The 21,048-nt window shown below is 40.8% G+C and carries 23 protein-coding genes; 16 read left to right on the plus strand and 7 right to left on the minus strand.

Annotated elements, in window-relative coordinates:
- Positions 1-100: 100 nt before the first annotated feature.
- The 4 genes from BFP71_RS08635 to BFP71_RS08650 are packed head-to-tail and all read left to right on the plus strand — an operon-like array spanning position 101 to position 4,174.
- Entirely contained in the window at positions 101-1,012 is a 912-nt protein-coding gene (locus BFP71_RS08635; protein WP_069835089.1) for a WD40 repeat domain-containing protein, read from the plus strand.
- A 12-nt stretch (positions 1,013-1,024) separates the two neighbouring features.
- Positions 1,025-1,906, plus strand: a complete 882-nt coding sequence (locus BFP71_RS08640; protein WP_069835090.1) for a DivIVA domain-containing protein — start codon at positions 1,025-1,027, stop codon at positions 1,904-1,906.
- A gap of 1 nt (position 1,907) precedes the next feature.
- Positions 1,908-2,273, plus strand: a complete 366-nt coding sequence (folB, locus tag BFP71_RS08645) for a dihydroneopterin aldolase (protein ID WP_069835091.1) — start codon at positions 1,908-1,910, stop codon at positions 2,271-2,273.
- A gap of 17 nt (positions 2,274-2,290) precedes the next feature.
- A complete protein-coding gene (locus tag BFP71_RS08650) occupies positions 2,291-4,174 on the plus strand; it encodes an IGHMBP2 family helicase (RefSeq protein ID WP_069835092.1) in 1,884 nt (627 codons plus the stop codon).
- 7 nt (positions 4,175-4,181) lie between these two features.
- Here the strand turns inward: BFP71_RS08650 and BFP71_RS08655 are convergent, their stop codons facing one another.
- Complete coding sequence (locus tag BFP71_RS08655; protein ID WP_069835093.1) at positions 4,182-5,072, minus strand: ATP-grasp domain-containing protein; 891 nt, start codon at positions 5,070-5,072, stop codon at positions 4,182-4,184.
- A complete protein-coding gene (locus tag BFP71_RS08660; RefSeq protein ID WP_069835094.1) occupies positions 5,072-5,383 on the minus strand; it encodes a HesB/IscA family protein in 312 nt (103 codons plus the stop codon). The genes BFP71_RS08655 and BFP71_RS08660 overlap by 1 nt, the downstream gene beginning before the upstream one ends.
- A gap of 107 nt (positions 5,384-5,490) precedes the next feature.
- Between BFP71_RS08660 and BFP71_RS08665 the strand changes: the two genes are divergently transcribed.
- From BFP71_RS08665 to BFP71_RS08680, 4 genes are read left to right on the plus strand one after another with little or no spacing between them, the layout of a single operon-like run.
- Positions 5,491-6,012 (plus strand): DUF7935 family protein, encoded by a 522-nt coding sequence (locus tag BFP71_RS08665; RefSeq protein ID WP_069835095.1) that lies wholly within the window; start codon positions 5,491-5,493, stop codon positions 6,010-6,012.
- 8 nt (positions 6,013-6,020) lie between these two features.
- The gene (locus BFP71_RS08670) at positions 6,021-6,437 is read left to right on the plus strand and encodes a YkvA family protein (RefSeq protein ID WP_069835096.1); all 417 of its coding nucleotides are present in this window, start codon (positions 6,021-6,023) and stop codon (positions 6,435-6,437) included.
- A gap of 39 nt (positions 6,438-6,476) precedes the next feature.
- Entirely contained in the window at positions 6,477-7,112 is a 636-nt protein-coding gene (locus BFP71_RS08675; RefSeq protein WP_069835097.1) for a thioredoxin family protein, read from the plus strand.
- The gene (locus BFP71_RS08680; protein ID WP_069835098.1) at positions 7,070-7,720 is read left to right on the plus strand and encodes an NAD(P)H-binding protein; all 651 of its coding nucleotides are present in this window, start codon (positions 7,070-7,072) and stop codon (positions 7,718-7,720) included. Before BFP71_RS08675 ends, BFP71_RS08680 begins: the two co-directional genes overlap by 43 nt.
- A 52-nt stretch (positions 7,721-7,772) precedes the next feature.
- Here the strand turns inward: BFP71_RS08680 and BFP71_RS08685 are convergent, their stop codons facing one another.
- Positions 7,773-9,614 (minus strand): Xaa-Pro dipeptidyl-peptidase, encoded by a 1,842-nt coding sequence (locus tag BFP71_RS08685; protein ID WP_069835099.1) that lies wholly within the window; start codon positions 9,612-9,614, stop codon positions 7,773-7,775.
- A gap of 62 nt (positions 9,615-9,676) precedes the next feature.
- Positions 9,677-10,861: a hypothetical protein gene (locus BFP71_RS08690; protein WP_069835100.1), complete on the minus strand. Its 1,185-nt coding sequence runs from the start codon at positions 10,859-10,861 to the stop codon at positions 9,677-9,679.
- A 110-nt stretch (positions 10,862-10,971) separates the two neighbouring features.
- Between BFP71_RS08690 and dtd the strand changes: the two genes are divergently transcribed.
- The 4 genes from dtd to BFP71_RS08710 all read left to right on the plus strand — a co-directional run bounded on the left by dtd (position 10,972) and on the right by BFP71_RS08710 (position 13,497).
- Positions 10,972-11,424 carry a D-aminoacyl-tRNA deacylase gene (gene dtd / locus BFP71_RS08695; RefSeq protein ID WP_069835101.1) on the plus strand — a complete coding sequence of 151 codons (453 nt, stop codon included), beginning with the start codon at positions 10,972-10,974 and terminating at the stop codon, positions 11,422-11,424.
- Entirely contained in the window at positions 11,424-11,765 is a 342-nt protein-coding gene (locus tag BFP71_RS08700) for a nucleotide pyrophosphohydrolase (RefSeq protein ID WP_069835102.1), read from the plus strand. The genes dtd and BFP71_RS08700 overlap by 1 nt, the downstream gene beginning before the upstream one ends.
- Before the next feature lie 10 nt (positions 11,766-11,775).
- Positions 11,776-12,636 (plus strand): DUF6263 family protein, encoded by an 861-nt coding sequence (locus BFP71_RS08705; protein WP_141719714.1) that lies wholly within the window; start codon positions 11,776-11,778, stop codon positions 12,634-12,636.
- Between the two features lie 84 nt (positions 12,637-12,720).
- Positions 12,721-13,497 carry an aspartyl/asparaginyl beta-hydroxylase domain-containing protein gene (locus BFP71_RS08710; RefSeq protein WP_069835104.1) on the plus strand — a complete coding sequence of 259 codons (777 nt, stop codon included), beginning with the start codon at positions 12,721-12,723 and terminating at the stop codon, positions 13,495-13,497.
- Here BFP71_RS08710 and BFP71_RS08715 read toward each other — a convergent pair.
- Both BFP71_RS08715 and gcvT read right to left on the minus strand, forming a co-directional pair.
- Positions 13,494-14,192: a 2-phosphosulfolactate phosphatase gene (locus BFP71_RS08715; protein ID WP_069835105.1), complete on the minus strand. Its 699-nt coding sequence runs from the start codon at positions 14,190-14,192 to the stop codon at positions 13,494-13,496. The two genes, BFP71_RS08710 and BFP71_RS08715, sit on opposite strands and share 4 nt — an antisense overlap.
- A complete protein-coding gene (gene gcvT / locus BFP71_RS08720; RefSeq protein WP_176723340.1) occupies positions 14,193-15,284 on the minus strand; it encodes a glycine cleavage system aminomethyltransferase GcvT in 1,092 nt (363 codons plus the stop codon).
- 184 nt (positions 15,285-15,468) lie between these two features.
- Here gcvT and BFP71_RS08725 point away from each other — a divergent pair, with 184 nt between their 5' ends.
- Positions 15,469-17,850: an ABC transporter permease gene (locus BFP71_RS08725; RefSeq protein WP_088124953.1), complete on the plus strand. Its 2,382-nt coding sequence runs from the start codon at positions 15,469-15,471 to the stop codon at positions 17,848-17,850.
- 102 nt (positions 17,851-17,952) lie between these two features.
- A complete protein-coding gene (locus BFP71_RS08730) occupies positions 17,953-18,417 on the plus strand; it encodes a nuclear transport factor 2 family protein (protein ID WP_069835107.1) in 465 nt (154 codons plus the stop codon).
- Between the two features lie 40 nt (positions 18,418-18,457).
- On the opposite strand, the gene BFP71_RS08735 is transcribed toward BFP71_RS08730, so the two are convergent.
- Entirely contained in the window at positions 18,458-19,054 is a 597-nt protein-coding gene (locus tag BFP71_RS08735; RefSeq protein ID WP_069835108.1) for a ribonuclease HII, read from the minus strand.
- Between the two features lie 60 nt (positions 19,055-19,114).
- Here BFP71_RS08735 and BFP71_RS08740 point away from each other — a divergent pair, with 60 nt between their 5' ends.
- Positions 19,115-19,663: an NUDIX domain-containing protein gene (locus BFP71_RS08740; RefSeq protein ID WP_069835109.1), complete on the plus strand. Its 549-nt coding sequence runs from the start codon at positions 19,115-19,117 to the stop codon at positions 19,661-19,663.
- Positions 19,664-19,665: 2 nt separating this feature from the next.
- Entirely contained in the window at positions 19,666-21,018 is a 1,353-nt protein-coding gene (locus BFP71_RS08745) for an MATE family efflux transporter (protein WP_069835110.1), read from the plus strand.
- The last annotated feature ends 30 nt before the right edge of the window (positions 21,019-21,048 follow it).

Raw genomic sequence — 21,048 nt, forward strand, 5'->3', positions numbered from 1 at the left:
CGAGTGATTTAAAAATATGATAGAATCCAGCTATACACTCGCTTTAGAACCGTACAGGCCGTAGCTTTGTATCAAATCGAAGGTAGTACCTTTTCAAAAGATGCCAAAAATAGAAGTTGAGAAAATAGAATCACTAGGCGGACACTCTGATTGTGTTTATACATTAGAGAAAGGTCCAAGGGAGAATATGTTTTTTTCTAGCGGTGGCGATGGAGTGGTTGTTGCCTGGGACTTGAATGATCTTCAAAATGGTAGAATGATCGTTAAGATTCCTAGCTCTGTTTATGCACTATGCTATTATGCTGAACGCGATGTACTGATCGTGGGGCAGAACTTTGATGGTATTCATTTAATAGACCTTGAAAAGAAGGTAGAAGTAGGATCTATAAAGCTTGGGACCAGTGCCATTTTTGATATTAAAGTCCTAAAGGATCGCGTTTTCGTGGCTTTGGCCAATGGTGAAGTGCATATTTTGGATATTACTACATTAGAAACGATTGGCATAATCCAAGCTTCTGAAAAAAGCGCTAGAAGCATTGCTATTTCTGAGATTCATGGCCATTTAACAGTAGGTTTCAGCGATAATTATATAAGGATTTACAGTCTTGAAGACTTCTCTTTGATCAAGGAGATTGAAGCGCATAAAATTTCTGTCTTTGCGGTACGCTACTCACCCGACGAGCGTTATCTCGTCAGTGGTAGTCGAGATGCGCATTTGAAAATTTGGGATCCGCAACATGATTATCAATTAAGAGAATCGATTGTGGCGCATATGTTCGCAATAAACCATTTGGATTTTAGTCCTGATGGTAAACATTTTGTAACTTGTAGCATGGACAAGTCCATAAAGGTCTGGGATGCCAGGACTTTCCAACTCCTTAAAGTAATTGACAAAGCGCGACATGCAGGTCATGGTACTTCCATTAATAAAGTGCTTTGGTCAAACTACAACAATCTATTATTGTCGGCCAGTGACGACCGAAGTATATCAATCTGGGATATCAAATTTTAATTTTCGGTAAGTATGAATATTACACCGCTTGAGATTAGGCAAAAGGAATTCGAAAAAGGCTTTCGTGGATACGATAAGGACGAAGTTAGTGCGTTCTTAAATTCTCTTTCTATAGAATGGGAGAGGTTAAATGATCAGTGCAAAGAACTCAAATTAAGACTTGAGTCGGCTGAAAATGAGGTGGTGAAGCTCCGAGAAGTTGAAAACTCCCTTTTCAAGACTTTGAAAACAGCAGAGGATACCGGTTCAAATATGATTGAGCAGGCCACTAAAACGGCCGAATTGCACATGAAGGAAACCGAAATGAAAGCCGATGCACTGATGAATGAGGCCAAATCTAGGGCCAGGTCCATCATTGAAGAAGCTGAAAATAAAGCGCGGGTTATCATCGATGATATGGAAGATGAGATTCGCCAATTGGAACAAGTTTTCAGAAGCCTAGATGCCAATAAGACAAGCCTGATTTCGGATTTAAAACTTCTAGCAGGTGATATATTAGGAAAGATCGAGCGTCACGAAGATTTTCCAGCCGAAATAAAATCTCACATTAAGAAAGGTAAAGACCTCAGCCGCGAGGTAAATGATAACACCTCTCAACCTGTGGATGTTGAGCGCATTATTGTAGAAAACGAACATAAGGCAGCAGAGGCAAGTATTTCAGAAATGGTGGAGGATGTTCCAGAAGAGACTGAAGCACCTGTTGCAGAGGCGCAAGTTGAATTACCGATTGAATCAGCACCAAAAGTTGAGGAAGAAATTAAGGAGGAGGTACCAGTTGAAACCGTTTCTGAAGAAGTTAATAGTCCGACAGCCGAAGTTGAAGAAAAAAGTGTAACTGATGAGCCAAAGAAAGAGCCTAAGGAAAGTGGTTCCTTCTTCGACCAATTCGATTAAAATGAATAAAGATATTGTTTCACTGGAAGGCATGGAGTTCTATGCCTTTCATGGTTTTTACGCTGAGGAAAGAGAGAAAGGAAATGATTTTGTTGTTGACGTACATGTAACAACTGATTTTTCAGTAGCCTCTGAAAGTGATAACCTAGAGGGAACTGTCAATTACGAAGAAATATACACTATTACGAAAGAGGAGATGTCAATCTCCACCAAGCTTTTGGAAAGGCTAGGGCAAAGGATTTTAGATAGACTTTTTGAAGCGTTTAGCACGGCTTCAGCGATCGAAATATCTGTAGCTAAGAAAAACCCGCCCGTCGGAGGTCAAGTAAATCGTTCTAGAATTACCATGATCCGGACTCGCGAATAAGCTTGTAGTATCGAGAAATGACTCAAGCACAAGAAACGCTCAAAGACCTCTCAATTCTTCTAAAACTTGAAAAAGAAGAGGATTACGCCCAGTATGAACGGAAGGTGCTTCATACATCTGTAGATGAACGACGGAAGCAAGGAGTGACTTGGTACCCTATTCAAATTACCAATAAATATATCAGCACTGGAGAGCGTTTCACCCTAGAATTGGATAGGACCACGCACCAAGACCGGCATCATGCTTTTCAAGTTGGGGCAGTAGTCAGTGTCTTTTCTGGTTTGGATGTTGATGCTGACACACTGCCAGCAGTGGTTAGTTATGTCAGGAAAGACAGAATGAAGGTAGTCCTTAACACTGATGACCTTCCGGATTGGCTCAAGCAGGGTAAACTCGGGGTAAACCTCTTATTTGATGAAGGTACCTATCGGGAAATGAATAAGGCTTTAAAAGAAGTTATTGGTGCTGAGACAGGCCGTTTGGCTGACCTTCGGGAAATACTATATGGGGCTAAAACCGCCAACTTTAAAAACGGCTTCGATTTTCAATCCGTCAATCTAAATGAGGGACAGAATAAGGCGTTAACTCAAATATTTAATGCTAAAGACGTAGCAATAATCCATGGGCCTCCAGGCACAGGTAAAACCACAACATTAGTCAACGCTATAAAAGAGGTTGTTAAAGCAGAAAAGCAAGTGCTTGTCTGTGCTCAAAGTAATGCTGCGGTAGATTTAATTGTAGAAAAACTCGATACTCTGGGACTTCAAGTCTTGCGTTTAGGGCACCCAGCTAGGCTTACTCCCGAGGTAATAGAGAATAGTTTGGATGTTAAAATTTCTAAGCATCCGTTTTTTAAGGAGCTCAAAGAAATACGAAAGCGATCTGAAGAGTACCGTAGGATGGCACAAAAGTACAAGCGCAACTTCGGATTTGAAGAGCGAATGCAGAGAAAGCTTGTGATGAAAGAGGCGCGCATGTTCAAAGAAGATGCAGATAGGGTCGAATCTCAAATCATGGAAGACCTTGTTGACGAAGCACAAGTAGTGGCTTGTACGTTGACGGGATCTACCCATCATCTACTTCGCGACAGAGTATTTAGGTCCATATTCATTGATGAAGCTTCCCAAGCGCTAGAACCCGCTTGTTGGATCGCTATTCGCAAAGCCCATCGCTTGATTATGGCAGGAGATCATTTACAACTGCCTCCGACTATTAAATCGTTGAAGGCTGCGAAATCTGGTTTAGCGGAAACACTCTTTGAAAAAGCCATTAACCATATTGAACAGTCGGTCATGTTATCGACCCAGTATAGAATGCATCCAGATATTGTGAAGTTCTCTGGTGACCATTTTTATAATGGGGGCTTGATCACTGCCGAAGAAGTTATACTAAGAGAGAGCAATTCAGAATCAGATCATTTTCTATTTATCGATACGGCTGGCTGCGGCTTTAATGAAAAGGTCAAAAAGGAGACCCTCAGTACATACAACACCGATGAAGCGGCGTTATTGATTAAGCATCTATCGTCCAACCTCTCGATTCAAGAAACCGTGGGGATCATTGCTCCTTATAAAGCACAAATAGAAGTGATTAGAGACTCAGTATTAAAGAGTTCAGCCTTTGATGCGGTACGCGATCAAGTCTCGGTAAATACTGTGGATGCCTTCCAAGGGCAGGAACGTGATGTCATATACATCAGCCTGACCAGAAGTAACGAAAAGAGCGAGATTGGCTTTTTAAAGGAATACCGCCGAATGAACGTGGCGATGACAAGGGCAAAGACCCGATTAGTTATAGTTGGTGATTCCGCAACGTTGGGCAAGGACAACTTTTTTAACGCAGTAATCGATTATGCTCAGCAAATAGAAGGATATAGAAGCGCTTTCGAGTTTTTGTATTGATAATACCTTAGCCGATCGCTTTAGCTAAAACCTCTGCAGCATTTGGATTCATTCTGAACCATAATTCTGGTTCGATTAACTCGAGTTCTATTACTGCCAGCTCGCCGTTATTATCTCGAATAATATCTACCCGAGCATATTTAGGTTGAGGGGAGCAAGCGGCTACCGCTTTTTCTGCAAAAGCCATTTCTTCTCGACTTGGCTCGTAGGCATGCACTGTTCCACCAAAGTCGTCCTGAACTCTGAAATCACCAGGTTTCGCCACTTTCAAAACGGCGTGAGTGAATTGCCCGCCCATAACCATCAAGGAAATCTCGCCTTTGTCTACCACATTATTTTGGAAGGGTTGCAGCATCATGGCCTCAACGGCAATTAGGGATTGAAATATTGATTCATGAGCGTTAAGGTTACTGCTGTTAAGCTTATAAGTATGCCGAGATGCTCCGGATATACAGGGCTTCAGGATCAAGTTATCCCAGCCAGTTTCTTGTTGTAATTTGAACAGACTCGTCGAATCGCCAATTTCTATGTATCGAGTTTCGGGAATATTCACGCCCTTTGCTTTTAGGTCACCGAGATAATGCTTGTCCATGTTCCAAGTGATTAAACTGTAAGGGTTCACCATTTCCGTTAGGTCACTCACTCGGGCGAGCCAAGTTTTCCATTCCTCAAAGCGATCGAAGTAATCCCAAGTTGTTCTGAAAATAACGGCCTTGGTGGTTGACCAATCAAAGTCGCTATCTGACCAACTTTTTCTGCCAACGCGATGGCCTTGTTGCTCTAAAGCTTTTACAACCAAGCCATCTTCCAATAAGATATTTTGAACATAATCTTCTTGGCTTGTCGGATTAACATAACGGTCATCCGTTAGAACTATAAAATCATAAATATGGCTCATCAAGAAGTGGTGCTATTAGGATTGACGAAAGTAAACCCTCTTGCATCGTTTTCGTCATAAAAATCTACTTCCAGGCCAACGAGGTACATAGTTTGCCTTTTTTCTACATGAACAGTAATATCTTGAACAGTATATGATATGTCTCCTTCCTTGGGCTTGTCAAAGCCCAGCATAAAACCCATTCCTGAACAACCTGCACCACCTTTTACACCAATGCGCAGGCCATAACCCTCTGGAATACCTTTGTTTTCCATGATGTTTTTTACTTCAGCAATCGCTTTTTCAGTCAGACTTACAGGTTCGATCGTCATATGAACAAGAATTATTTCATGATTTCAGATGTAAACATAATACCTATTGTAGATTCTCACTATTTTCAGACATTAATTGATATAATCAATTCGACAAAGAATAGTTTATGGATACTGTAACAGAATTATTGAAGGTTTTGATCCCAGCACTCTTGGTAATGTATGCCATGTATCTAGTGGTAAGGAATTTTTTACAAAAACAGTTCGATAATCGGTTATTGGATTTAAAAATCAAGAATAACGAGACAGTTCTACCTATTCGATTACAAGCTTATGAAAGGATAGCCCTGTTATTGGAGCGAATTTCTCCAAATAATATGCTGATTAGGTTAAGCGACCCCTCGTTGAGTGCCTTTGCTTTTCAGCAATTGTTATTGAAAGAAATTCGGGAGGAATTCAACCATAACCTATCGCAACAGGTTTATATGTCAGAAGACGTTTGGAACAAGGTAAAGGCCACCGTCAATGATATTGTTTCGGCTGTTCAGGATTCGGCCCAAAAGATGGACGACAGTAAAAATGCCATAGATTTAGCGGAGGAGATTTTTGCTTATATGATTGGCTTGGATCGCGATCCTGTAGGAGAAGCCTTGGCAATGGTTAGAAATGAAACACAACACTTATTCTGAATATAGATATGTCAAAAGAGCCATCAAGCAGAGAGAAAAAGTTCTTCAATAAGTTTAAAAGTAAGGCTGAGCGTATTGTTAGTGACAATGATGCGCTTAGAAAGTTGCTGATAAAGTTGAAAACAAAGCTGGATGATTCGAAGGACGATGATTCGCTCAAGACAAAATTAGTCGACTATCTGAAGTTGTTATCTCGCATGATCGGTAACACGATAAACGGTAATTATAAAGATTTACCATGGCAAACTATGGTGATGCTGGTGGGTGGATTACTCTATTTCATTGCCCCGCTCGATGCACTTCCCGATTTTATTCCAGTCGCTGGTCTTTTAGACGACGCTACCATTCTGATCTGGCTAGGTAAGTGCTTTAATGAAGACCTAGAAAATTATAAAACTTGGGAAAAATCGAACCTTTCTGCCTAGCTAATTTGTTAGGTTGTTGTTAGAACATTAAAAGGAAAGATGTCACATTTAATTACCAACCAACTTCTTGACTCAGCATGGACTTATGATGCCTACCGTGAGTTTTTAGATAACCTTTTACTTGAAGGTAAAACTACTGGTAGTAATCAGTCTGAAGGGATGATCAACTATGCGCAGCTAAATCAAAAACGTATGCGCAAATGGGATAAAATTGGAAAATTAAGCCCTGAGCTTACCGATTATTTGTCCAAAATTGACAGACCAATGACTTGGTTGGTGATTACTGAGGGCTGGTGTGGTGATGCGGCCCAAAACCTACCTTTCTTCAATAAAATGGCTCAAGTCAATCCGAATATTAATTTAAGATTCATTTTGAGAGACGAGAACCTTGAGTTGATGGATCAGTTTTTGACTAACGGCGGAAGATCCATACCAAAGTTGATTGCGCTGGATGAATCGTTGAGCGTTTTAGGTTCATGGGGACCAAGGCCAGAACCGATGCAAAAAGCTTTTTTAGAAAATAAGGTGTCTCAAGAGCGTTCGGGGAAGGAATTTACCGAATTTCTGCATTTATGGTATGCCAAAGATAGGGGACGTACCCTACAAAATGAATTTTTGGCTATTTTAGATGTATGGATTCAAAAACAGCTATCATTGCCGGCGCAAGCGGGTTGATTGGCAAGTCACTAACTCAAATGTTACTAAACAGCGATGATTATGGTCAAGTCATTGCGCTAGTGAGAAAGCCTCTCGGGATTCAGCATGACCAGCTGCAAGAATTAACAATTAACTTCGATGAATTGTCGACCATGGAGAATTTTCCAAAGGCCGACGATGTGTTTTGTGCTTTAGGCACTACGATGAAAAAAGCGGGGTCAAAAGAAGCTTTTTACAAAGTAGATTTTACCTACCCTTATGAATTAGCCCAAAGAGCATTAAAAGAGGGGGCGAATCGGTTTTTTCTGGTTTCAGCCTTGGGGTCAAATATCGATTCGCGGAATTTTTATAGTCGCGTAAAGGGTGAAATTGAACACCAAATATCATTTCTAAGCTATCGCACGATTTATATTTTTAAGCCTTCACTTTTAAGAGGCTCAAGAAGCGAAAGTCGTTTTGGAGAAAAGATGGCACAACTTATAACTAGGATTATTCCGTTTGTCGGTCCTTGGAAGAAATACCGACCGATTCACGGAAGTAAGGTTGCCGACGCTATTATGAAAGTGGCTAAACAGGAAGATAAGGGCTGCTATTTCTATCAATCAGAAATTATGCGCAAAATGTAATATAGAAATATCAAGGCTGAACCAGTTCGTTGATTCAGCCTTGATATTCGTCTTAATTAGCGGAAGTCGCTTTATTATAAGCCTCTTTTCCGCCAACTACTGGTATTTCTATCCAACTTCCTTTTAACTCTACCATCAATTTGGTGCCTGGTTCAGGATGCAATGTAAAGTCTTGATCGCTAGCAAAAATCATGAGGCCAATTTGCTGCCCTGCAGGGATAATTTGGTCATCTGGCTGAAGGTTGAAAGTCACGTCATAGAACTTTCCGGGGGTAAGTGGAGCACTTTTACTAATTGATTTATGATTTTGAGGATCGGCCCAACCGCGGGTAATGATATTATCAGTGATTTTTGCTTTATCGTCACCATTCCAAGGCAAAGAAACCATCCACACCGATAAGTTTACCGCAGGTTTATCGCTTGCTACCTTCACTTTGATGGTAGAGGTTCCTGAAAGGTGAATTGCTTCTTTTAAAATCGGAGAAAGCAATAAGAGTCGGTTATTGGAATTTTTGGCTTGCGCCAGCGTTGTTCCTGACTTATTATAGTCATCGATAATTGTTTCAGTTGACTTCTTTTTGACTTTGCTGGTCGTCAAATTCCCATCATTGGGACTTTTTGCTTCAAAGTAAAGCTTTACATTCTTCGCCTCTGGATTAGGGTAGTCTGCATAAGCAGTCGGTTCAGTTCTTTTGTCGTCTTCTCTTACGATCCATGCTTTTGCATCATTTTCGACCCCGTTTTCTACATTGTGCAAATACCTTGTAAACCATCTGTTCATCATTTTCATGGGTGGAGGCCCACCGTGTCCGTTTTGGTGATAGAAGATTTGGGTAGGAATACCCTTTTTCTTTGCTGCTTGAGCGATTCTATTACTATGTTCTGGCATTACATTCCAGTCATTAAAGCCATGTGACATCAAAAGTGCCGCCTTCATGGGTTTCATGTCGTTTAGGTAGTCTCTGCCAGCCCAAAAGTCATTATAATCTCCAGTAATTCGGTCTAAGTTATTCGCCATTTCCGTATCGCGAACCGTCTTGTTATTGTAAGGTCTTTTATCTTCAGCACCACTATGGATGTAATCATAAAGTACATCGATATCCTCTCCTAGATAGCCTCCAGGGCTTCTAACCAAGCCATTTGATCGGTAGTAATGATAATAAGACGTATTCGGCGCGATCGGAATTATGGCTTTTAGACCATCTACTCCAGTGGTGGCTGCTGCCAATGGTAATGTTCCGTTGTAAGAAGTTCCTGTCATACCAATTCGCCCAGTAGACCAGGTAGCCATTACTTTCTCATCGCCATCGGGAGATGTGTAACCGTTATCTTTTCCTGAAAGCCATTCTATTACAGCTTTAGGCGCGAGTGACTCATTATCACCACCCACGGTAGGTGCACCTTGAGAAAGTCCTGTTCCGGGGGAAGAAGAGTGCACAACAATGTATCCTCTGGGCACCCAAGTCCTAATTTGCGAGTTTGAAATAATTGGTCTTTCACCTCTACGCTGCACCTCTACATGAACTCTTGGAGGGGGAGTAGCACCAATCTCATGCTTTACATTCCAGAAAAGCCCGTCGACAGTGCCTGCCGTGCCTGCATAATAAGGGCTAGACTCATAAACAACTGGTAATTTTAACCCTTCAGTATCAGTTTGTTTAGGTCGCGTAACATCAACATGCATTCGGTCTAATTTTCCGTCGCCATCGGTATCAAATTCCGTTTCTACCCATAAGTCATGACGAATCCAATCCTCCGGATTCTTAAAAGCATCGACGATTTGAGCTTCCCCATCTTTAAAGATCGGTTTTGCTTGTCCGAAGCTTAAAGCGCTAATTATGAATAGAGAAAAAAGAGTAATAGTTGGCTTTCTTAGCCAAGTCAGGCTTTGCATAAAATGATGATTTGTTTAGATCGAAAATACGAAAGAAATAGCATTCCAATTGCGATAATATTTTAAGCGGATGGTTTAGGGTTGAATGATTTTTCAAGAATAAACCATACCAATAAAACATAGCCTAAAACGATCAATACCATGCTTTTCTCTGCAAATTCAGGGTACCAGCTTTGCCAAAGATCCCAATAGAAGGCAGGGTCTGGTATTGTTTTATAGATGACCATTAGGGGCAAGGAGAGCAATCCGATTAGCAATACTTGGTTTGTTTTTAAATCTTTTAATTCGAATAATATCCACGTGGCGATAAAAGGGAAACCTAGGTAGATGATTCTAGTCATGTCGCCCCCAGCCAAAATGCCAAAAGCAAAATACGTGAGGCTGAAAATTAGCAATAGATTTCTTGTATTATCATACCGATAAGTGGCGCCGTATTGTCGCAACGTTAGAAATAGTGCTGGCCCAAAGGCCATGGACAAGGCTGCCAGCCACCTAACCATTTCAAAGGGGTTTAAAATTGCTTCTTTTGCTTGATAGGCTAACATCTGCAATGCATTCCTAGTGCTTTCCGTAGGTGTAAATTGTGCATTTACAAGGTAGTTGGCCAATAGTGCCAAGACCAATCCTGCCACAATAAAAGGTATTTTATAAAAGCCCTCATCTGTTTTTTTATTGTGCCAAAGGCCGTAGACAAGCAGTATGCACATCAAGGCAATGAAGGATTCTTTTTGAATTGTGGCTAGTGGGGCAAGCCATATTAAATGAACGAAATTTCTCTTTACTACAAGCAAGAGAAAGAGTGCTTGAAAGCAATATAATGGGACGTCTACCGTGATTGGGTCGAAAGCATTTAGCCGGATTATTCCTGTCCAATGAAATAGCAACCAAGTAAAGCCGGCTAAAAACCATTTCAATTCAAAACCCAGGTGGCGCCAGAGCTCAAAAATCACCCATACGGATAGCAGTGTAAAGAGTAAGTTCACGTACTGAAAGTCTTTAATAATGCTTCCGGTATTTAAGAGGCTAGCTATTAAGGGCACGAGTATCCGTTGGCTAAATGGATGGGGGGCAATCACATCTTTAGCAGTATCACTATTGCCTAGTAAAAGGTAAAGTTGCTCGTAATCGTTACCGTCGAATTGTGGGGCGAATTCATAGCTGAGTGGCTCTTGAACATCTTGATATCCAAAAAAAGATATCAATGCGACAGTCAAAAAAATGTATAGCCAATGGCGTTTGATTCGCATGAAGTGAAAATATACAATTCGTATCTATTATTCACGCGAAAGAAAATATGAATAGCATATTTGACGGGAAACTTGAATCATAAATTTATTATCAAGTTTTTTGCATCGCTATGATTGCTGTCATTCAAAGAGTTACAGAAGCTTCGGTTACCATTGATCATAAAGTAAAGTCCGCCATAGGGAAGGGGCTTATGATCTTGGTAGGGATCGTGGAAGACGATCGGCCAGAAGATATAGAATGGCTAAGCCGAAAAGTGATTAATATGCGCTTATTTCCTGATAGTGAAGGCGTTATGAATCGTAGTTTGGCAGATATCGATGGTGAAATATTGGTTGTGAGTCAATTTACCCTTCATGCAAGCACTAAAAAAGGGAATCGTCCTTCCTATATAAAAGCAGCAAAACCAGATAGTGCAATTCCATTATATGAGGCATTTAAAAGTCAGATTGAAAAGGATTTAGGCAAGCCAATTGGTAGCGGAGAATTTGGTGCAGATATGAAAGTGGCCCTTGTAAATGACGGCCCGGTGACGATTATTATAGATACAAAAGATAAGAAGTAATGAGCGGAGAAATTCAGAGTTTAAAAGCTGTTCAGGAAGAGGTAGATGAGTGGATAAAAAATGTGGGCGTACGCTACTTTAATGAGTTAACCAATATGGCTCAGTTGACAGAAGAAGTAGGAGAGGTAGCTCGCATAATTGCCCGTAGATATGGGGAGCAATCTGAGAAGGAATCGGATAAAGAGAAAGATTTAGGCGAAGAATTGGCCGATGTAATGTTTGTCGTCGTATGTTTGGCAAATCAAACAGGAGTTGACTTACAGGCTGTCTGGGATGCACGAATGGCGAAGAAGACCTCTCGGGATAAAGACAGGCATAAGAATAATGAAAAACTACACTAAAATAGATAAGATGAGAAGGAGTATGACATGGGTGATTGTGTTATTGACCGTAACGACGGTAGCATTTTCGCAGAAACCCGCTGGCTATAGTTTCAATGTGGGCGATAAATTCTCTTTGACAAGAGTTACGGATATTACAACTCAGCAACAGGTGAGTGGTCAGGCGACTGAGATTTCTGAGGTGACTACGACTGAGGAATTACTCGAGGTGGTGAATATCCAAAACAACATTTTCACTATTAGAGTCACGCCTATCCGAAGGAAACTGAGTGTAACTGCTCCAATGATGTCTCAGGAAATGGATTCTGACCGTCCTGGTGATCAGAACCTACCATTTAAGCTTATGGTTGGTGAATCTTATACTTTTTCTATGGATAAAACAGGTACCATACTTGAGTTTAAAGAACTTAATAAGATGCGTGCTTCAATACGTAAAAAGTTTACCACATCCAGGTTTGCAGCGGCAGCTGATGATTTATTGAGTGTTTTTAGCGACGATGCTTTAAAAAGAAGCCTAGAAGCGCAGTTTAATATCTACGATGTAAGCGGCGGAAATACTTGGACTAAAAGAATGACGACCGTCTCTGCTGAATTGCCTATTGATTTAAATAATACTTACCGATGGGGAAATGACAATACTATACTTGTTCAGTCTCCTCTTGCAGTAAATGGCACTTCAGTCATTTCAGGTATGAACATGAGGTTTGAGATGACTGGTGATCAAGAGTCTACAATTAATCTGGATCAGCAAGTTGGGTTTCCAAAGAAAACAGAAACGGTACAAACGCTAAAAGGTGAAATGGAGGTACAAAACACTAAAGTGCCTACCACTATGATCACTAAAGTGACTTCTACTATCACAAAGAAGTAATTTATAGCCTGATTTTGAATCGATTGGGTTAGAATTGCGTTTGTTTTCAGTAAACACAGTGGTAACTAATAAACGCATATAAGCATGATAGTGCTTGAGGTACTTGGTTGGGTTTTAGCATCATTTATTCTGTTAAATGTGGTGCTTTACTTTGTGGAACCCAGCCTGATAGCCATCAGCTTTTCTCTCATTTTAAGGCTCTTTTTTAAGAATCCGCCCATAGTTGATGTAGACGAGCATTTCAAGGGGCATCAATTATTAAAAGACAATTGGGAAGTGATTCGAGATGAATTACTTGAAGTCTTGAAAGATGAGTCGAGTATCCCAAAATTCCACGAAATCGATAAAATTCAACGGTTTATCGCCGATGGGGATAAAGCTGCATGGCGAATATTCATGTTTATGGGATACAATAACTGGCAAGAGGCCAATTGTGCCAGAGCCCCTAAAACGACGGCGCTTTTGAAGCAGTTGCCCGATATTACCACCGCCATGTTTTCCATTTTAAGCCCCTATAAGCATATTCCACCACACAATGGGTTTTACAAAGGTGTATATCGTTATCACTTAGGGTTGGTAATTCCTAAGAATGGCGAATGCTACATTGTAAATGGCGGTGAGCGCTATGATTGGCAAGAGGGAGAAGACATTCTATTTGACGATACCTACAAACATGCTGTTTGGAATAAGACTGATGAGACCAGAGTGGTCCTTTTTTGTGATGTTTTCCGAACTGATTTGCCCAAATTCTTCCAACCGATCAATCGATGGGTTTACGGTCTTAGGGAAAGAAGCGGTCGATTGAAAAAAGTAATAAAGAATGCCGAGGTACAGGTGGATTTGAAACCTGAAAACGCTTAAACCACTAGCTTTCCGTCAATCAATCTCGGTACAATGTCAAATTCATCTGTCTTAGAACAGTAATCAATATCCTTCATGATACCGAACTTCGATAAACGGTTGGCATGATTACTTCTGCTGATATAATAGTGTAAATCTGTCTGCATGCTTTCATACAGATAGAAGGCAGAGGTTACTGCATCAGATTCAAATGTGGCTTGCTTTTTTACCCCATCGCAAATTGCACCTGCAAATAGGCTGTCTTCTAAATTGTACTTTCCTTTCCAGCCTGCGCAAAAGAGTAAAATGTCTCTTTCTTGAGTCAATAGATACTTGACAGTGGCCGAAAGGTTTAAAAATGCACCGATGATTACATCTGGAGCCTCCTTTGAAAGTTCAATGGCCCGAGTTCCATTAGTAGTTGTAGCGGCGATCGCCTTGCCTTTCAATTCTGGTAGCATATAATCGAACGGAGAGTTGCCAATCTGGAACTGGGGCAATTTTTCACCACCACGTTCTCCCGCCATTACATAACCTTCTTTACCCAAGGCCTCGCACTCCTCTACAGTGGCCACTGGCGTCACGCTCTTTACGCCAGAACCAAGACCTGCTACCATGCAGGACGTGGCTCTGAGTATATCTATAATGACCACACATTTATCCGATACATCAAATTGATGAATGAGTTCAGGTGTGTAACAAACGTCTATTTTCATTTAGTCTTTCTTGTAGAAAGGTAGTTTGACTACCTCGGCTTTCAGCCTTCTTTTTCTTACCGCAACCAAGATTTCGGTGCCGGATTTACTATGCTCTTTGGTTACATAACCTAGACCGATTCCATAACCTAGGCAAGGAGACATAGTACCTGATGTTACTTCGCCAATCACATTTTCATTGGTATCTAACAACTCGTAGTGACTTCTAGGAATACCTTTGTCGATCATTTTAAAAGCGACGAGTTTTGTTTTAACACCCGCTTCTTTTTCTGCTAGTAAAGCAGCAGAATTAGTGAATTCTTTAGTGAATTTCGTAACCCAACCAAGTCCTGCAGCCAGTGGTGAAGTTTCGTCTGTAATATCATTTCCATAAAGGCAATAGCCCATTTCTAGCCTTAAAGTATCACGAGCGCCTAAACCGATCGGTTTAATACCAAGATCTTTTCCAGCTTCAAAGATTTGATTCCAAACGGATTCTGCGTGATCATTGTGCAAGTAGATTTCAAACCCACCAGCACCTGTATAACCTGTGGCAGAAATAATGACGTTTGGTACCCCAGCGAATGGTCCAACCACAAAGTTGTAGTACTTGATCTCGGAAAGGTTTACTTCAGTAAGTGATTGAAGGGCTTCAATTGCTTTTGGTCCTTGTACGGCAAACAATGAATAATCATCAGATACATTCATCATTTTTACTCCTTTGGTATTGAATTTTGTTACCCAATTCCAGTCTTTTTCAATGTTGGAAGCATTGACTACGAGCATATACTTTTCAGCATTGAATCTGTAAACCAAAAGATCGTCAACTACACCACCAGTTTCGTTGGGGAAATATGAATATTGTGCTTGACCATCTACAAGTTTGGAGGCATCGTTACTCGTGACTCTTTGAATTAAATCCAAAGCATCAGGTCCTTCGAGAACAAATTCACCCATGTGAGAAACATCAAAAACACCTACGCCATCTCTAACGGTGTTATGCTCTTCAATATCAGATGAATATCTAACAGGCATATTATAGCCAGCGAAAGGTGTCATTTTGGCTCCAAGGCCCTCGTGAAGGTCGTTTAATGCTACTTTTTTGATTTCCATATTTCCATAAGTTTTCCGCTGACAAAAGTAACTATAGGACGTCATAAAAAGGTGATACAGGCAAAAAAGTTAAGCCTCATAAAAAGTATAACTATTTAATTAGTTGATTAATTTAAAAAAGTGTGCAACATTTAGCATTGCTTTTCCATCTAACTTTTAACAACTCAAATCAAAACGGTCAGACATGTTTAAGAATTTCTTTAAAGTAACAGTAAGGAGTTTACTGAAGAGTAAGCTTTTTGTCCTCATTAATATCATCGGATTGGGACTGGCACTATCGTGTTGCATAGTGGCTTTTCTCAATTACGATTTTGCCACAACTTTTGACAAGCAACATGAAAATTACGATGAGCTATACTCGATAGCCGTCTATCGCGATCAGGCTGGGGCACGAATCCCATTTACAATGGTGCCGATGCCTTTGGGACCCAATTTGAAGGATGAAATACCTGGTTTAAAAGGAGTATCCAGATTTCATAGGGCTGGAGTGACCATTAAAAGGGATGAAAATGTTTTCAATAGAAGAACTGCTTTCGTTGATGACGACTTTCTGGACATGTTTACGTTTCCGATACTTTACGGAAATAAGGAGGCATACAAAGAACTCTCTAGCGTGTTAATTTCCGCGCGAACGGCATTGTCTCTATTTGGAAAAGAAAACGCTGTTGGTGAGAGAATAGAGGTTGTTCAACAAGAAGGAGCCAACCTTTTCCTTACAGTAGGGGGCGTATTCGAAGATGTGGGACTCAAGAGTACTTTACAGTTTCAGCTTATTGCTGACTTCGAGAATTATCACAGGTTTTTTGATGTCGAGAAAGGCGATTGGGGTCAATTTCTGGATGGAGTTTTTATTCAAACTGAAGACCCAAGCGTGATCAATACTGCTCCAGCATTGATTCAGAAATATGCTGACCTTCAAAATGACGCAAGAAAGGATTTTCAAGTTCAAAGTTTCTGGGTTCAGAATATGGAGGATTTGCCGTTCAATCAAAGAGATATGAACGGGAGGAGTCTTGGTGCTGAAGCATTGAATGCAGCGCATATTATGGCGCCTGGTATCATGGCGATATTAATTCTGCTACTGGCCTGTTTTAACTTTACTAATACGGCAATTGCTATGTCTAATAAGCGATTGAAAGAGATTGGTATTCGTAAAACCGTAGGGGGTAGTAGAGGGCAGTTAGTATTTCAATTTCTTGGAGAGAATTTACTGCTTTGCTTGCTATCACTTGGTGTAGGGCTAGTTTGTGCATTGTGGCTTGTGCCTCAGTATAGCAATATGTGGCCGAACATGGATATCCTTATGAGTTTGAAGGAAAACCCCAAACTTGTAGTTTTTCTTACAGCAGTATTATTGACGACTGCACTTTTAGCGGGCGGGTACCCAGCACTTTTTGTCAGTAAGTTTAGACCTGTGGCCATTTTAAGAGGAACGCTTAAGGTTGGTAGCTCAAGTATACTTTCTAAAGTGCTGCTTGGCTTCCAGTTTATGATTTCAATTCTGGCATTAATTTGCGGCTTCGCATTCTTACAAAATTCTTCCTATCAAAAGAAAATTGATCAGGGCTACGATAAAGAAAGCATGATCATAGTGCCATTGGCTACGCCGCTAGAAGCAGAGCGGTTTAAAGCTGCGGTTATGGAAAACCCAGCAATTGATCAGCTTTCATTAACCCGTCACCACGTAGGTTGGGGAGCGAGTGGGGCACCAATAAAGAGTGATGGCCAAGAGTACGAAATCACTATCATGGATGTTGGGCTTAATTACGCAGAGGTTACAGGATTTTCTGTGTTAGAAGGCCGTGGTTTTAATGAACAAAATAAAGAATTGGATCGCGTTGGAAGTATTCTCGTCAATGAGAAAATGGCCGAACAATACGGCTGGGAGAACGCCGTCGGGCAGCAGGTAACGCTTTATGACTCTATCCGCTATAACGTGGTAGGTATGGTGAAGGACTTTTTCATCTTTGGTCTTTGGGAAGAGCTTGATCCGATGATGATACGCTTGCGGGACGATAACGAACTATCGTTGGTCGTAGCCCGTGTATCGCCTGATAGAATCCAAGAAGTGAAAACCTATATGGAAGGTAAATGGGCCGAATTGATTACCGATCGTCCAACTGATGTATTAATTCACGAACAAAATGTTTTGGGTGGCGCAAGAACTGTAAATGATAATATTGTGGCCATCTTCCTGTTTCTGGCTGTTATTGCTGTGGTGTTATCGGCTATCGGGCTCTTTACACTGGTATCCATAAATATTCAAAGTAGAACAAAGGAGATTGGAATCCGGAAGGTGTTAGGAGCATCCATCGGTAGAATTGGAACTATTATTAATAGACCGTTTTTAATTATCGTTGCGATCGCGTCGGTATTGGGTGCCATAGCTGCATTTATGTTGACGGGTAGCTTAATGGATATGATATGGAAATATCACATGGATTTGAACCTTTACAGTTTCTTATTACCAATAGTTTCCCTGCTTTTAATTTCGCTGCTCTCAATCTCTGGGAAGGTTATAAAAGCCGCAAAAAGGAATCCTGTAGAGTCTCTCCGATATGAATAAAGCGTCATAAGAAAGAGCCAGTTTCAAACTGGCTCTTTTTTTTGTAACCTAATTCGACAAATACAAGTCTGTATTGTGTAACCACTTACGTTAACTAGACCTATGAAAAGAAATAACCTCAAAATTCTCGCAGTTATTGTTCTCGCCGCCTCTAGTTTGGCCTTTACACTAAAACCAGATCGCGATGCTGCCGCTAAGGAAGAAATTAAAGAATTGATCTTAACGTCTTATGTCAATGGTGCTTTTAATGCACTTGATGCTGATGCGATGAGAAAAGGTTTTCACGAAGATTTTGCCATTTACTCACCAAAGGGAGAAGCGATTAGCAAGTATCCTATCAAGGTTTGGGCCGATGGTGTAGCAAAAAGAAAAGCCAACGACTACAACCCTGCCGATGTAAAAAACAAATGGGATCATAATTTTGCTTCAATAGACGTGACAGGAAATGCAGCTCAGGTTAAAATTGAGCTACATAATCTTGGCAAGCATGTCTATACCGATTATTTGAGTCTTTTGAAGTTCGAAAGTGGCTGGAGAATTGTCGCTAAGGTGTATCACCAGCATTAATTAGTCAAAATCCCATCTTCAACCTGTTGAATTAGACTTTCTAAAACAGCTCAATTTGCTCTGGTAGTAAACGAAAGGATTTTCTGTGGAGAGGCGTTATGCCGAGTGTTTTAATGGCCTCTCTGTGCTTTTTTGTAGGATATCCAGCGTTTGTTTCCCAGCCGTACCCTGGGAATTTTTTCGCAGCCTCACTCATCAGCCGATCGCGGTGTGTTTTTGCTAAAATTGATGCAGCGGCTATCGACATATACTTACCATCACCTTTAATGATGCATTCATGAGCGATATTAGGATAGGCTTTAAAGCGGTTACCGTCGATGAGTAGTAGTTCTGGTCTTACTTTTAATACATCTACTGCTCGATGCATTGCCAGGAATGAGGCATTTAAAATATTGATTTCATCAATTTCAGTTTCACTCACTTCAACAACTTCATAAGCAATAGCATCGCGCTTTATCTCAATTTCCAGTTTCTCCAAAACTTTCTTCGTGAGCTTTTTGGAGTCGTTAAGGGTTTCATTCTGGTAGTCGGTTGGAAGTATAACAGCTGCTGCTACTACGGGACCAGCCAATGGGCCTCGTCCGGCCTCATCGCAACCAGCCTCTATTTTTCCAGATCCAAAACTTGACTTCAACATGCTTAGGATAAACTTAGAGAGTTAAGCGTAGAACTTGAAACCTTTCTATAATTTTGCGCCATGTCTGATCAAAAAAATCCTTGGAAAACAATAAGTGGAGAACTCATTTATGAAAATGAATGGATCAAGCTTGATGAGTATCAAGTGATAAATCCCAGTGGAGGACGTGGCATTTATGGAAAAGTGTCTTTCAAAGGTAGGGCAGTCGGTATTTTGCCAATCGATGATTCATTGAATACTTGGTTGGTAGGTCAGTATAGATATACCTTGAGTGAGTACAGTTGGGAAATGCCGATGGGGGCTGTTCCGAAAGATGAGACTTATAAGCAGGGGGCACTGCGCGAATTGAAAGAGGAGACAGGTTTAGTTGCTTCTGAACTTGAGTTTTTGTGCAAAATACATACGTCGAACTCAGTCACTGACGAGGAAGGACATGTTTATGTGGCAAAAAACCTTGTTGAAGGTAAGCCTGAATTTGACGATACCGAAGATATTGCCATTAAGAAATTACCATTCCATGAAGCGCTCAATTGGGTGTTAGAAGGTAAAATCACTGATAGTTTAACCGTCGCTGGAATTTTAAAGTATGCCCGCATCTTAGGGGTTTAATAATGGAGCAGTTATCCTACAAGTCTCATCTTAATAAAACACTCAGGTTGGCTTACCCTGTAATGCTGAGTCAACTAGGGCATATCTTGGTGGGTATTGTAGATAGTATTATGGTGGGACAAATCGGTCCTTCCGCTTTGGCAGCATCGGCTTTTGCCAATAATTTCCTTGGGGTTTTCTTAATGTTTGGAATTGGCGTCTCCTATGGAATTACACCATTAGTAGCCCAAGCTGATGGTAAATCTGATTCTACTAAGATCATCAGATTGCTTCGGCATGGAATCATACTATGTAGCTTGGTGGGGCTTCTTTTGTTTCTCATCCTATACGGAACATCCAGCCTATTTCCTTTAATGAACCAGCCAGAAGAGGTTGTTGCCTTAGGAACGCCTTATTTCATCATCATCTCGTCTTCACTTATTCCATTGATGATATTTCAGAACTTTAGGCAGTTTGCTGAGGGACTTTCTATCACCAAGCCCACTATGTACATTACTATAGCCGCTAATTTGATCAATGTGCTATTAAATTACCTTCTGATTTACGGCAAATTCGGTTTTCCAGAACTTGGGTTGAATGGGGCAGGTTGGGCTACCTTTATTTCAAGAGTACTTATGGCTATTGCTCTTGGTGTCTTTGTTTTTAGGTTTAAGCAGTTTCATGCCTACCGACCAGCGTTTAACCTTTCAAAAATTAAAGTTGGGTTATTTAGACCAATTTTAAAGCTGGGCGTACCGAGTGGGATACAATTTGTTTTTGAAGTAGGTGCCTTTGCGATGGCCTCGATCATGATGGGATGGTTAGGGACCAAACCACTTGCGGCTCATCAGATAGCGATCAGTTTAGTGGCCCTGAGTTATATGATGGCTACTGGAATTGCAGCAGCTTCAACCGTGAGGATTGGTAATCAGATTGGGGCACGTGATGGTTATAATTTACAGCGTGTTGGGAATACAAGTTTTCTGATGTCATTAGTCTTTATGGCTTGCTGTGCCTTGGTTTTTGTTGTTTTCAATAAATTCTTTCCAACACTTTATATCCAAGACAAAGAGGTGATCCAAATCGCAAGTGCCTTGATAATTGTTGCTGGTTTTTTTCAACTTTCTGACGGCGTTCAAGTTGTAGGTTTAGGGGTTCTAAGAGGAATGTCTGACGTAAAGGCACCAACGGTCATCACATTGATCGCTTACTGGGGAATTGCAATTCCTGCGAGTTACTGCTTGGGTTTTGTTTTTGACCTTGGGCCAGAAGGTATCTGGTATGGTTTGTTGATTGGCTTGACTGTAGCGGCTTTGTCTTTATTTTTTAGGTTTAGAAAGTTAGCGGCAAAAAAGGCGCTTGATTTCATGAAATAACTAACCTGTAATGCAACCTCAATCAGGCCA

Source organism: Roseivirga misakiensis (assembly GCF_001747105.1).
GTDB classification, from domain to species: Bacteria; Bacteroidota; Bacteroidia; order Cytophagales; family Cyclobacteriaceae; genus Roseivirga; species Roseivirga misakiensis.